Annotated in this window: 18 protein-coding genes; 4 read left to right on the plus strand and 14 right to left on the minus strand. The window is 58.9% G+C overall.

All coding sequences use genetic code 11. The features are described from left to right. The first annotated feature begins 200 nt into the window (after nt 1-200). The 3 genes from C1A35_RS02715 (at nt 201) to pncB (ending at nt 3,511) form a co-directional block, all read left to right on the plus strand. Nucleotides 201-1,388 carry a polysaccharide biosynthesis/export family protein gene (locus C1A35_RS02715; RefSeq protein WP_104662798.1) on the plus strand — a complete coding sequence of 396 codons (1,188 nt, stop codon included), beginning with the start codon at nt 201-203 and terminating at the stop codon, nt 1,386-1,388. Nucleotides 1,389-1,568: 180 nt separating this feature from the next. Continuing rightward, a complete protein-coding gene (gene pncA, locus C1A35_RS02720; protein WP_104662924.1) occupies nt 1,569-2,168 on the plus strand; it encodes a bifunctional nicotinamidase/pyrazinamidase in 600 nt (199 codons plus the stop codon). A gap of 38 nt (nt 2,169-2,206) precedes the next feature. Then, entirely contained in the window at nt 2,207-3,511 is a 1,305-nt protein-coding gene (gene pncB, locus C1A35_RS02725) for a nicotinate phosphoribosyltransferase (protein WP_104662799.1), read from the plus strand. A 444-nt stretch (nt 3,512-3,955) separates the two neighbouring features. On the opposite strand, the gene C1A35_RS02730 is transcribed toward pncB, so the two are convergent. After that, nucleotides 3,956-4,669, minus strand: coding sequence for a DNA helicase (locus tag C1A35_RS02730; protein WP_104662800.1), 714 nt, complete (start codon nt 4,667-4,669; stop codon nt 3,956-3,958). 689 nt (nt 4,670-5,358) lie between these two features. Here C1A35_RS02730 and C1A35_RS36575 point away from each other — a divergent pair. Further along, the gene (locus tag C1A35_RS36575; protein ID WP_104662802.1) at nt 5,359-5,637 is read left to right on the plus strand and encodes a hypothetical protein; all 279 of its coding nucleotides are present in this window, start codon (nt 5,359-5,361) and stop codon (nt 5,635-5,637) included. A gap of 348 nt (nt 5,638-5,985) precedes the next feature. On the opposite strand, the gene C1A35_RS02745 is transcribed toward C1A35_RS36575, so the two are convergent. From C1A35_RS02745 to C1A35_RS02790, 13 genes are all read right to left on the minus strand, one after another. Further along, nucleotides 5,986-7,029 carry a tyrosine-type recombinase/integrase gene (locus C1A35_RS02745; protein ID WP_104662803.1) on the minus strand — a complete coding sequence of 348 codons (1,044 nt, stop codon included), beginning with the start codon at nt 7,027-7,029 and terminating at the stop codon, nt 5,986-5,988. A gap of 249 nt (nt 7,030-7,278) precedes the next feature. Continuing rightward, nucleotides 7,279-7,641, minus strand: a complete 363-nt coding sequence (locus C1A35_RS02750; RefSeq protein WP_104662804.1) for a hypothetical protein — start codon at nt 7,639-7,641, stop codon at nt 7,279-7,281. Then, nucleotides 7,638-7,814 (minus strand): hypothetical protein, encoded by a 177-nt coding sequence (locus C1A35_RS35705; RefSeq protein ID WP_158664944.1) that lies wholly within the window; start codon nt 7,812-7,814, stop codon nt 7,638-7,640. Before C1A35_RS35705 ends, C1A35_RS02750 begins: the two co-directional genes overlap by 4 nt. After that, entirely contained in the window at nt 7,811-7,984 is a 174-nt protein-coding gene (locus C1A35_RS35710) for a hypothetical protein (protein WP_158664945.1), read from the minus strand. Before C1A35_RS35710 ends, C1A35_RS35705 begins: the two co-directional genes overlap by 4 nt. Further along, entirely contained in the window at nt 7,981-8,340 is a 360-nt protein-coding gene (locus C1A35_RS02755; RefSeq protein WP_104662805.1) for a hypothetical protein, read from the minus strand. Before C1A35_RS02755 ends, C1A35_RS35710 begins: the two co-directional genes overlap by 4 nt. Beyond that, nucleotides 8,337-8,822, minus strand: a complete 486-nt coding sequence (locus tag C1A35_RS35715) for a hypothetical protein (RefSeq protein WP_158664946.1) — start codon at nt 8,820-8,822, stop codon at nt 8,337-8,339. The genes C1A35_RS02755 and C1A35_RS35715 overlap by 4 nt, the downstream gene beginning before the upstream one ends. Continuing rightward, a complete protein-coding gene (locus C1A35_RS02760) occupies nt 8,819-9,301 on the minus strand; it encodes a hypothetical protein (RefSeq protein ID WP_104662806.1) in 483 nt (160 codons plus the stop codon). Before C1A35_RS02760 ends, C1A35_RS35715 begins: the two co-directional genes overlap by 4 nt. Then, nucleotides 9,298-9,678, minus strand: coding sequence for a hypothetical protein (locus C1A35_RS02765; protein WP_104662807.1), 381 nt, complete (start codon nt 9,676-9,678; stop codon nt 9,298-9,300). Before C1A35_RS02765 ends, C1A35_RS02760 begins: the two co-directional genes overlap by 4 nt. Before the next feature lies 1 nt (nt 9,679). Further along, nucleotides 9,680-9,931 (minus strand): hypothetical protein, encoded by a 252-nt coding sequence (locus C1A35_RS02770; protein WP_104662808.1) that lies wholly within the window; start codon nt 9,929-9,931, stop codon nt 9,680-9,682. Then, nucleotides 9,924-10,778, minus strand: coding sequence for a hypothetical protein (locus C1A35_RS02775; RefSeq protein WP_104662809.1), 855 nt, complete (start codon nt 10,776-10,778; stop codon nt 9,924-9,926). The genes C1A35_RS02770 and C1A35_RS02775 overlap by 8 nt, the downstream gene beginning before the upstream one ends. Next, nucleotides 10,775-11,149, minus strand: a complete 375-nt coding sequence (locus C1A35_RS02780) for an HNH endonuclease signature motif containing protein (protein WP_104662810.1) — start codon at nt 11,147-11,149, stop codon at nt 10,775-10,777. Before C1A35_RS02780 ends, C1A35_RS02775 begins: the two co-directional genes overlap by 4 nt. Beyond that, nucleotides 11,149-11,361, minus strand: coding sequence for a hypothetical protein (locus C1A35_RS02785; protein ID WP_104662811.1), 213 nt, complete (start codon nt 11,359-11,361; stop codon nt 11,149-11,151). Before C1A35_RS02785 ends, C1A35_RS02780 begins: the two co-directional genes overlap by 1 nt. Next, the gene (locus C1A35_RS02790; RefSeq protein ID WP_234822714.1) at nt 11,358-11,864 is read right to left on the minus strand and encodes a hypothetical protein; all 507 of its coding nucleotides are present in this window, start codon (nt 11,862-11,864) and stop codon (nt 11,358-11,360) included. The genes C1A35_RS02785 and C1A35_RS02790 overlap by 4 nt, the downstream gene beginning before the upstream one ends. Nucleotides 11,865-12,048: the final 184 nt, after the last annotated feature.

A 12,048-nucleotide genomic window follows, 5' to 3' on the forward strand; every position in this document is an offset into this window, starting at 1 on the left:
GGGCGACAAACCACGCTCAAGGTATCGAAGGTATGACCAGAAAGACGCGGGCCGAAATAAATTGCCGGTCTTGGTCTTCGGGTGACTTGTTGTGGGACGGCGATTGTGCTTTTCAGAGACCGGTGAAAACCCGGCCGGGGGATGATGCGGTGCAGAACTATGAGCAAAATCATGGCTGTGCCGAATGTGGAGTGTCGTAGTTGAAACGAGTCAGTGCCCTTCTGCTTTGTTCCGCCCTCGTGGGATGCCAGGCCGTGCCTGGTGAGGGGCCGCTGGCCGGAGCGATCGTCAAGGATGCCGGCCAGTCCGGTGCCGAAATCGGCCGCCAGAACGCAACCGTCTTCGACATCGTCGATGTGGACGGCCGCTCGGCGCGCCTCGTCTCCGACTACGTGTCTTCGACGCTCAACCGCCGTTTCGGCATCGGTGGCGGCGTCGGCCGCGTCGTGATCGGCGTCGGTGATGCCCTGAAGGTTTCGATCTTCGAAGCCGGCAGCGACGGCCTGTTCTCGACGCAGGATTCCAAGCAGACGAGCATCGATCTCGTCGTCCAGCCGGACGGCAAGGCCGCGATCCCCTATGTCGGTCCGGTGCGCTTTGCCGGTTTGACGCTGGAACAGGCACGCCAGGAAATCCTGGAAGCGCTGAAGCAGAAGGCCGTCGAGCCGGACGTGATCGTCACCAGCATGAGCACCGCGTCGCGAAACGTCACCGTTTCGGGGGCCGTCGGCAGATCGTCCGTGGTGCCGCTCAGCCTCGTCGACGAGACGATCAACGAGGTCATCGCCAAGGCCGGCGGTCCGGTCGCGCAGCCCTACGAAACCTTCGTCACGCTGGTGCGCGGCAAGAAGACCGGAACGGTCCTGCTGAAGTCGATCATCGACAACCCGTCCGAAAACATCCACGTCAAGCCGGGCGACCAGATCTTCGTGACGCGCGATCCGCGACGCTTCACGATCTTGGGTGCGGTCAAGGCCAACCAGCGCGTCGATTTCGGCGCGAACGATCTCAATCTGCTCGAGGCCATGGGTCTTGCCGGCGGCGGCGCCGACTACACGCTCGACATGAAGGGCTACTTCATCTTCCGCTACGAAGAACCCGATGTGGTCATGAGCCTGCTCGGTCAGCAGCGTTTCAACGAAATGCTGCGCAAGGGCATGAAGACCGACAACGTCGGCCGCTACCCGATTGTCTACCGCTTCGACATGAGCAGGCCGGACAGCCTGATCGTCGGCCAGACCTTCCCGATCAAGAACCGCGACGTGATTTATGCCTCGCGTCACCCGTCGGTCGATTTCTCGAAGTTCCTGAACTTCGTCGCCCAGCCGGTCGGCATCGCCAATTCCGGCTTCTCGATCGCCGACAACATCAACAGTCTCGGAAACTGATCGTTTTCAGTTGCATTCGAAAGAGGGCGTCGGCCTAGGCCGGCGCCCTCTTTCGTTTATCTGCCTTCCCGATTTAGGAAGCCTGCGGAACTGGCTTGTCGTCGCTCAAATTCTGTGATTGATCTTGGACTTAAATCGATTTTGGTGATCGATGAGGATTGATCGGCCAAGAGGTGAATGATGGCGGATAAAGCGTTGATCGTCGTGGATGTGCAGAACGATTTCTGCCCGGGCGGAGCACTCGGCGTTGCCGGCGGAGACGAGATCGTGCCGATGATCAACGGCCTGATCGGCCGCTTCGAGCATGTGGTGCTGACCCAGGATTGGCATCCGGCCGGCCACTCCAGCTTTGCTTCCAGCCATCCCGGCAAGACCCCGTTCGAGATGATCGCCATGCCGTACGGCGCGCAGACGCTTTGGCCGGATCATTGCGTGCAGGGCAGCGCCGGTGCTCAATTCCATCCGGCGCTGGAGTGGACCCGTGCCGAGCTTTTGATCCGCAAAGGTTTCCGGCCTGAGATCGACAGCTATTCCGCCTTTTTCGAAAACGATCGCCGCACGCCGACAGGCCTTTCGGGCTATCTCAAGGATCGCGGCATAAGGAAGGTGACGCTCTGTGGCCTTGCGACGGATTTCTGCGTCGCCTTCTCCGCGATCGACGCGGTCGCTCAAGGGTTCTCGACATCCGTCATTCTCGACGCCTGTCGAGGCATCGATCTCAACGGTTCGCTTCAGGCCATGATCACGCGCATGCGTGATGCCGGCGTCGAGCTGAACTAGTTCGAGAGCCTCGCGCTGAGGAAGGAGAGGTTTCACCAATGACGAAGACCGATATCGCCAGGCGCGTCTACAACCATGCCTGGAAGCTCGACCCGATCGTGCGCAGCCTGCTGGACACGGATTTCTACAAGCTCCTGATGCTGCAGATGATTTGGCAGCTCTATCCGGATGTCGACGCGACCTTCTCGCTGATCAACCGCACGAAGACGGTGCGGCTTGCCGACGAGATCGACGAGCAGGAGCTGCGCGACCAGCTCGATCATGCGCGCGAGCTGCGCTTCTCCAAGAAGGAAATGATCTGGCTTGCCGGTAATACGTTCTACGGCCGCAAGCAGATCTTCTCGCCGGAGTTTCTGGCCTGGCTCGCCAGGTTCCGCCTGCCGGACTACGAGTTGAAGCGCAGCGACGGCCAGTTCGAGCTGACTTTCCGCGGCCGCTGGGCAGAGACCACCATGTGGGAAATCCCGGCGCTGGCGATCATCAACGAACTGCGCTCGCGCTCGGCGATGAAGGGCCTCGGTCCCTTTACCCTCGACGTGCTCTATGCTCGCGCCAAGGCGAAGATGTGGTCCAAGGTCGAGCGCCTGCGGCAATACCCCAACCTCAGGATCTCCGACTTCGGCACGCGCCGCCGGCACAGCTTCCTCTGGCAGCGCTGGTGCGTCGAGGCGCTGAAGGAAGGGATCGGCAGCTCGTTCTCCGGTTCCAGCAACGTGCTGCTCGCCATGGATACGGACCTGGAAGCGCTCGGCACCAACGCGCACGAACTGCCGATGGTGGCCGCAGCCCTTGCCCGCAACGACAAGGAGCTGGCCCAGGCGCCCTACAAGGTGCTGCAGGACTGGAACCAGCTCTATGGTGGCAATCTCCTGATCGTGCTGCCGGATGCCTTCGGCACGGCGGCGTTCTTGCGCGATGCGCCCAAATGGGTGGCGGACTGGACGGGTTTCAGGCCGGACAGCGCGCCGCCGATCGAGGGTGGCGAAAAAATCCTCGCCTGGTGGAAGAAGATGGGCCGCGACCCGCGTGAAAAGCTGCTGATCTTCTCCGACGGTCTCGACGTCGAAACGATCATCGAGACCTACAGGCATTTCGAGGGGCGGGTGCGCATGAGCTTCGGCTGGGGCACCAACCTCACCAACGATTTTGCCGGTTGTGCCCCGACGGAAATCAGCGGCCTCAACCCGATCTCGATCGTCTGCAAGGTCAGCGAAGCCGACGGCCGGCCGGCGGTGAAACTCTCCGACAACCCGCGCAAGGCGACCGGCGACCCGGCCGAGGTCGAGCGCTATCTCAAGTTCTTCGGCTCCCAGGATTTCGTCGAGCAGGCGGTCAAGGTCTGACCGCCAAGTAACGCCTAAGTCAAACGACGCCGGGTGTTGAGCATTCCTGAAAAAAGAAACCGGCAAAAGCCGGTTTCAAAAGGGGATCAAAGATGTTGCGATTGTCCATCATCGCGATGTCAAATCTGGCAGTGGAATCTTAAGGCTCCGTTAAGTTGCCAACCTGCCGTTGTATTTTTGGCTTCGCCAAAGAGCATCTCGATCGTTCGGGATTCGCTTGCCGCTCATTTAGCGTCTTGTCGCATGTCGTTATCGCAAAACCGCTGCGTACTTTTGCGCGAAATGCTTCAGAATACGAACATGTAGAGAAGGATGATGACGATGAGCGGCACGCCCATGAGCCAGAGGATGATGCCTTTCATTGAAGAGCCTCCGCGTTTCTGCCTTTGAAACGGTAACGCGACACCGGGAAATACGTTCCCGACGTCCGACCGGCGCCGGGCGTCAGTTCGTCGCTTGAAACTGGAGCTCTCCCTTGTTCAGGAAGCAGGTCTTGTCGAAAAGCCGGAGATCCACCGGGTTTGGCAGGCGGATATCGTGAATGTCGGGAAACGGCTTTCCTGTTGCCTCGTAGGCCCGGTCGATCTGCGAAATGAAGACGAGGATCAGGCCGCGTTCCCGCGCAAAGGACTTGAGGGTGCGGACCTGCTCGCCAAGCGCGGGGTTCTCGCGCCTCTGGTCGAGGAGCTGGAGATAGTCGACGACAACCAGCGTGCCGCTCGCAGCCGATGCCAGCTTGCCGACGATGTAGCCGGAACTGATCGCGTCGGAGCAGTCGATCTCGAACAGCGTCGCAAATCGGGCATAGTCCGCTCCAATGGCCGCAAAACGATCGGTCACGTCCCTGACGGTATATTCCAGGGTGAAGAAGAAGGCTCGATGCCCCGATCTCATCGCGTCGACGGCAAGCTCGAGGCTTTTCAGCGTCTTGCCTTGACCGGGCCGGGCACCGAGAAGAACGAGATCTCCGGGCATGAGCCGCGCAAGCAGCGTGGCCTCGGACCCTGCGGCGGCATGACTGGCGGCAAGCAGGCTCCAGCTCGCTCGGCCCTCGCGCGCGGCGATGCGATCGAGCGCTTCATGCAGCGGAATTCTGAGTTCGCGGGACAGACGCTTTGCTTCGCGCTTCAAATGATAGATGGGCGCAGACAACGTCATCGGTAACCTCCTGATGCGGGCGATCTTCGCAGTCCCTCCTTATGCTCAATGCCCGAACAGTCGGTTCGATGATGAAAATGCCCCGTATGAAATCTACTTTCCCGATCGGAGGGGGGAGGCGTGGGCGCGCCCGAATCGGAGGATAGCGCAGATGGTCGGAGACGGTAATTGCGCCCGATGAGAAATTTGTGCCCGGGGGGCGTCTCTTTCCGGTGCCATAGATGCCCTGCCTCGAACACGGCAACAGGGCAGGCAGGAACGTCGCGGAGATCGAGCCGCGCGCTATGGTGAGTTGGATGTAGATCGTTTGATCGAGTTCGTCGTGATCGGGCACAGCTTTTCTCCCTGGCAGGTTCACCGCCGGTTGGTGTTGTGCGGCCTGTTGGAAAACGCGCGCCCCGCCTGGCGCTCGGTACCAAGGCTTGTTTCGACGGCGGCCACGTCGCCGGCCGGTGTTCTAAGCAAAACCAGTTGGAAGGACCTCTGCCGGTGGCATACCCGAAGCCGCCCCGCTTCTTGCAGCCGGGATGCTCGCAGAGGTGGGTGACAGGGTCGCCTGCGTTGGAGCTTCGCCGAGATTGGAAAGGTCGGTACAAGGAGCGGTCGGAGAAAATTAGCGCCAAAGGATATATTCAGTATTTAAGAGTTTACTTTAATATATATGGCAGGCATCGCTGGAGGGTTCGAAACTGGAAAAGGGGCAGAAAAAACGTTCTCTCGCGGAGGACGATAGGCGCGAGTTCCTAATAGCTTGCGGCCGATTCGCGGCATTCACGCCCCCCACAGTGACAATGCTGCTGTCAACCAGCCTGACGTCCGAGGCAATCGCGAAATCCGGGAGTGGTGGTGGTTCAAAAGGGCGTGGAGACGGGGGTAAGGGCGACAGAGGGAAGGGGAAAGAGAACGAGAAAGGGAGAGGGAAAGGGGAAGGAAAGGAGAAAGGGAAGGGCAACGCTAGACGCGGATAGCGCCGGTATGGACCCCTTCCTTGCGGGCAGTTGGAACGGCCGTCCGTGGGCGTGATCGGCGGCGCCTGGTGCAGGACAGTCTTTAGATTTATTGGACGGAGCCGAATCTCGCTGGCGTTATGCCGATATCTCTCATCCGACAGGTTTGGGGAACGAACCGGAACGTGCTGCACTGATTTTGCACGGTTGAGCCATGCAATTCGTGGTTTGTTGCGCGCATTTACGTCGTTTCACGCAACGGTGGATATCGCTGCGCTGGCTTGATGATCTGATTTCGTTCGAGAAAACTGGTGCTGCTAGAGAGATTTGAACTCTCGGCCTCTCCCTTACCAAGGTACTCGTCCGAGTCTATTTTATGCCTTTCTTTCCAAAGTGATAGCCTTTCCTCTCTTTGTCCTGTGCCGAAACTGAGACAATTCGCGTGTTTTTCTTGTCGAATTGCTCGGCCAAGGAGCGCCCGGCTTCCTTGCTGTGGACATACGTCTCCATGAACAGTTTGGCTGATTTCCAGCCGCCCGCATCCATGACTTTCTTGATGTCTCCAGACACGGCCATTCCGTTCGTCCCGAACGAGTGACGTCCGGCAGAGTGCGTTGTCCTGCGCTCGATGCCCGCGCGTTTGCATACGGCAGCTATGCGCTTGTTCACGGCTTTCGAGTCCGTGTAGGAGAAGACGGGCTTGCCTTCGCTAATGCCTAGCTCGCTGATCCTGGCAATAAGCTCGGTGGTGAGGCCGCGCATGGAGTTGTCTTCCGTCTTGGTCTTGACCAGAACGGCTATGCGCTCTCCGAGGTCAACGTCTTCTCCCATGAGATTGACTGCCTCAGCCACTCGCGCGCCTGTCTGGTTCATAAACAAAACCAGTGCGGAAAGGTGATAGAGCTTGTCCTTGTCGGATTGCGCAAGAAATTTCGCCATCCATTCGTCATCTACCGGCTTGTGCTTGGTTGATTTCTTGACCTCAAACATCTTCACTTCGATCGGCGCGCACCATCCTAGGTCATGAGCATGCCGGATGACAGCGCGCGCCGGCACAATAGCTTGCCGGTTTCGCGTGGCTGCAGACGCCGTAGGGTATAGCGTCAACGCCATTTGGCGGAGTTCACCAGGCTTGATGCTGGCAACCCTCCGCCCTTTGAAGTGCTTCAAAATCTTGGGAATGAACCTGCCTTCACCGCCTTGCAACAAGTAGGCTTCGGCTGCCTCTTCGAATAGCCTTACGGCTTCCTCTCCATACGTATCACGTTTGAAGAGCCGCGCTTGGTAGATGGCAAGCTTTTCTTCGGCTTCCCTCTTGTCGCTAGTGCCAAGGCTCTCGCGTATGCGCTTTCCTCCGAAGGTGCCAGAGGCATAGTAGATTCCTCCCCGCTCTTTGAGTTTGAGGCCGGGCATGAGATTTTCTCCCTCAGTAATGCGATATGTTCGGGGTAGAAGACCTTTTTCGCCCCGCGGCGCTCATAGTGCGGATGCAGCTTGATTGCGTCAATGAGGAAGCGGCGCGAGATACCTAGCACAAACGCGGCTCCGTCCATGTCTACGGGCGTGATCTGCTGCGCCCATGCTGGCAATGCTGGTGCTGTCATATCAGTTCGTCCAGTTGATCAAGGCACCGAAGCCGCCGAAGGGGGATAAGCCGTGAGGTCATGGGCGATCCTTCAATGCCTTGAGGATCGCGACACAGAGAGCCGCGGCGGCCGATGCGTCAGTCTCTCCTTGCCCTATCGGCTCTTCGAAAAACATCAGCGCGGCGCCATAGAGCGGTTCGTCCGTGCGCGTCTTCCCCTTGGCTACGTGATACCAAGCGCCAGGTAGTACCTTATCCGCGAGCGCGATGGCCGCATCCAGCGAAGAGGTGAGATTTGCGGGCGTGTGCTTCTGGTAGTCGAATGACCACCAGTCCCTATGCGTCCATTGACCAAGGGCGATCATGATATCCGTATCGAGGCGAGCGTCTGGGCCCGTCGCCTTCTCCAAGCGCGAAATGAGTTCGTCGAGTTCCGTCATTCCTCGCCTCCTCGATCCTGGCGGGCTGGCCTAAGCACGCGAACTCCCGCTTGCTCTGCCAGTATGTCTTCCATGCGCGGCTTCAACTTCGCCGGTATGCGCAATCCAGAGAAGGCGGCGCGTATCTTGGCATTGGTCTCCTCGGCCGATTTCTTCGTTTCAGCGTCGGTCATGGCGCGAGGTCCTTCCACGTCGGCATCTTTGCTTGCAGGTTGGACTTGTGCGGCTCGGGGCAGACCCACCAGCCGAAGTCAGAAAGCCGCTTGAACAGCCACCAGCGGAACGGGGCGAGAGTCAAGGTGTCACTGACGCCTTGACGGAATGCGGTTCGGTCGAGTCTCATGTCCGCGTCTCCTCGGCTTTGGCGCGGAGGGCTTGGACGATGAGAAGCTGCAGGCTGACGGCTGTCTCACCACGACTGTTTATGGCGTAGGCAGTCAGAGAAGCCTCCCTGAAAGCACCCGCCCGCGCTTCGGCAAGCTGCCTCCTCACTGCCATCAACTCGTCATGCAGGGTGCCGGCGGCTTCAAGGTTCCCGACGCGGCGCTCTTTGAGTTCGTCCAGCTCCCGCCGCATACGGTCTAGTTCGGCGTCCTGCTGAGAGATGCGGTCTGCTGCCTCACCGCATATGCGGCTGCCTAGAAAGCGTTGCTGACTATTCCAGTCGGCGTCGAGCAGGCGTTTGACAAGATCACTCATGGCTTGGCTCTCCCTGCTTCAGGCAGCCAAAACCAGTTGGTGCCGTTATGGATCATCCCAATTGTCGATGGAGCCACGCCGTAGCGTTTTGCTAGCGATGTCTGCGGGATCTTGCCTTTCAGCCTGAGAATTTCCCTGGCTTGCTGCTCCGTGAGCTTCGCCGTCCCGGACCTTTCGCCGCGGCTATGCGTGCCGTGTGCCAGCCGATCCGACTGGTTCCCGGATGGCGTTTTCCACAAAAGATGATGCGGATTTACGCAACCTTTGTCTCCTTTGCCGCATGAATGGGAAGCTTGAGAATTTGCCGACGGCGGTTCACCATGGACGAGAAGGCAAATATAGCGATGGGCACCAAACCATTTCTCTCCGTCTTTTATTTTCCCATAGCCGTCGGTTAGGCTGAACGGCCACATCAAGCACTCGTCCCCTTCGTGGGCTAGAGCAACCTCGTGAACAAAACGGATCGTAGGGGCTGCTGTCATTTCGATCCTCCAAGGGCTGGTGGAGCGGGCATAGGCATCCAAGCATCTGGAAGTTCGCCGAGGTCACGGCCGATCGCGTGCCCGAACGTCATCCAACGCCGTCCGGTCCCCATGTTCACCAGCATCCCGGCATACACGCCGTTGTTGCCATAGTAGTCGAGGCCGGGAATACGGATCAGGATCGAGGCGTTTTCAGGCGCTGTCTCGATCGGCTGCCAGCCATCGGGCGCTGAAGGGGCGGCGTACAGGGGCTCGCAAACGTAGACATCATCGCGCGCGAACAGGCTGTATCCCCAAGGGCTATTCTCCCTGAGCTTCCAGCGGTACGCCACCGGCTCCCCCACTACCGCCTCTGCTGGCACGGAGAGGGCGGCCGTGACAATGCGAATAACAGACGCCTTAGCTTGATCTTCGGTCAGGTAAACGCCTTCCAAATAGGCGTCAAATGCAGCCTCGATCTGGGTCGGTGTTGGCTTCATTGGCGGGGCTCTCCAACAGGAACGATATCAAGCTGATAACCGGCTCCGTCGCAGCGGTTTTTGCACCACCAAAGCGGCTCAAGTGTATCAACATCTGTGCCGAGCATTCCCACCATGGCCGATTGCCGTGCTGGTCGATAAGCCCTGACCATTTCGGAGCTGAGGTAATGGTCGCGGCAGTGACGGCAAAGGACTTGGACTGACGCGGTAGGAGGTCCGAAGCCATCGTCTTCATGGTCTCCGACGTCGCCGAAGTGCTCGATAGCCAGGGCTTCAAGCTCGGCGTCCAACCCATCCAGAGCATTATCTGTCTGAACGGAATCGCATTTCAAAGATTCGCGGTGCAGTGCGCGAAATGCCTTGCGGAACGGGTGCATGCTATCTCTCCCCCTCCCTGCTGGTGGACTGGGAAGCGGAGAGGTCGGAGCGGCGGGAAGCACGAAAACTGGAAAGAGCCTCAATGGCACCGTCGCGGCAGCCTCGGCACATGTCTTTCCATTCGAAAACGGCGTCCATCGCCCATTCGCCTTCAAAGTGAGCCATGACCTTTCCTTTGGAGGCGGGTTTCTGCTCACCAAGGTTCGTGCCGCAGACATCGCACGTGTAGTGGATAGAGGTATGTTCAGCCATGTGCGTGCGCTCCAGCTTTAATGACGAGTTCACACAGGCCGTCGTCGCGCTTTCGCCACTCACCTGCGTTGATTGACTGGCCGGCTGCGTTCTCTACTTCGATGAAGCGAGGCCCGTCAGGCGACGGAAATCCATCGAAAACGATGTGGTAATCGACCGGCTCCGCGACGTGTGCGCTTTTGTAAAGCGGCTCGATGATACGTCGCTCATTCGCGTCAGGCTCACCTTCGGTGACAATCCATGAGCCACAGTCTTTCCATTTCCACCGCCACGCAACAGCCTGAAACTCCTGCCCCTCCAGCGCCTTCGTGGTGATTTCCTGAAGGGCTCGGCTGGCAATCGTGCACAGGCCGACGCAAACGCATTTGTCGCCGAGCGAGCACCCAAGCGGGCCGATTTCACGGTCGAAGCCCATATCGTGCGGGCAACGGGTATCGCAGATCTTCTCCAGCGCCGATGTTGCTGCCTTCAGCTTGTATTCAAGGGCAGCAACCGCCTCCACCTCCTGCCCGCCGTCCTTGCCGGGGGAGGAGGGAGTGACGAGATCGATAATGGCCTCAACGAAATTCTTGGCCGAAAGCGTGGCGACCGTATATTCCGCTTGCGGGAACAGGGGCGGGTGCTTGTCGCGCGTCATTTCCTCGGCCACTTTTGACGGAAGATGCTGCCAGATCAGCTTTGCGATCTGTTCTTCGTCCAGCGCCTTCCCCTCTCCTGCAATGGGGAGGGTGGATAGGGCGGCTTCGAGGGCCTTAGCGATATCGCCACCGCAGCTTTCCATCTTCGACACTGCGTTAACCGGCCAAAATGCCAAGGCAAAGGCCTCGATTGCTTCTTCGGTGATCATGCGTCAATCCTCTCGTACCGGCCCGTAGACCAGTTGAATTTGGTGTTGGCAGGCTTCTGGAAGCCGCGGCCCTTGCTCTTGATGCCGAGGTGCTTGTCCTGCATGCGCACCGTTTTCGCGGCCATGGGAATGTCGTGCTTGGCTGTCTTCCAACGGTGGCAGCGGATGCAGACGGCGGCGCAATTCTCCAGGCTGTCATCCTTGGAATTCGCGTCCAAAACGATGTGGTCGAACTCGACGCCGAAGCCGAGAGGCGAGCTGCAGCGCTGGCCGCGTTCAAGGCCATACATCTTGCCTACGGCCTCGCACTTCATCTTCGAACGTTTCAGAGCCTCGCGCTTCGTCTTCTTCGAGAATTCGGCTCTGGACATCACTTCCTCACGAATACGCGAAGGAGCCGCTGCAGAACGCCTTCCTGCGGCTCTGTAGATTGGACGAAACGGGAGCGGCGGTCGGAGACCTGATCCATGCCAATTTCGGCTCTGAGCTTGGCGTGTGTCTCTTCTCGCTTTTGAAGATGGGCGAGGGTGGAGGGCCGGCAGTGCGGGAATTTCTTCATGTGGTCTTGAATACTGCTGCTCATGCTGCATTCTCCGAAAAAGCATCCTTGATGCTGATGCCGTAGGTTGCGATGATCCATTTCTCAGCGGTGGCAATGAAGTCGTCGAACTCGCTCTCGCTCATGCTGGCGAAGCTGACGGACTTCGGAACGGCCACGGTGAAGCCCTTGACCAGAACCGGCGTGACAAAGCCCGTGTGGAGCTTCACAACATCATGAAGTGCCTCTGGCGAGGGGGCGCACTCGCAAGCCTTCACGACGCGCCCCAGGTACGACCAGTAGAGGCGAAGCTTTGCCGGCGAGCGGCCTTCCGAGACCGTGATCTTGATGCGCTGCCCAATAGGAAGGCGCTGGATAAGGTCAGCGTCGGTCATCATCTCGGGGATGAGATGGTTTCCGCGTCTCTGGACGTAAATCTGGGGCTGTTCGCTTTTAGCCATGATGGTCCAACTGCTTGTTTTTGCCTTCGAGTTCCGGGAACATGGCATGCAAGCGATGGTGGCACTTGGCGCAGAGCCAAACGACATCTAACGGCTTCGCATAGTCCTTGTGATGAGCATGCACCTGATCAGACCCGCAGAACTCGCAATCAAGCTTTTGAAGGCGCCCGTCCCTAACTGCGTTCGATACGGCGGACTGAGCCCTATACGCCTGAGGGTTCTTGGCTCTCCAAATCTTGGTATTCTCGACGTTCTTCGCGATCCGTTCCGG

The sequence above is a fragment of the Ensifer adhaerens genome, from assembly GCF_002940685.1.
GTDB classification, from domain to species: domain Bacteria; phylum Pseudomonadota; class Alphaproteobacteria; order Rhizobiales; family Rhizobiaceae; genus Ensifer; species Ensifer adhaerens_E.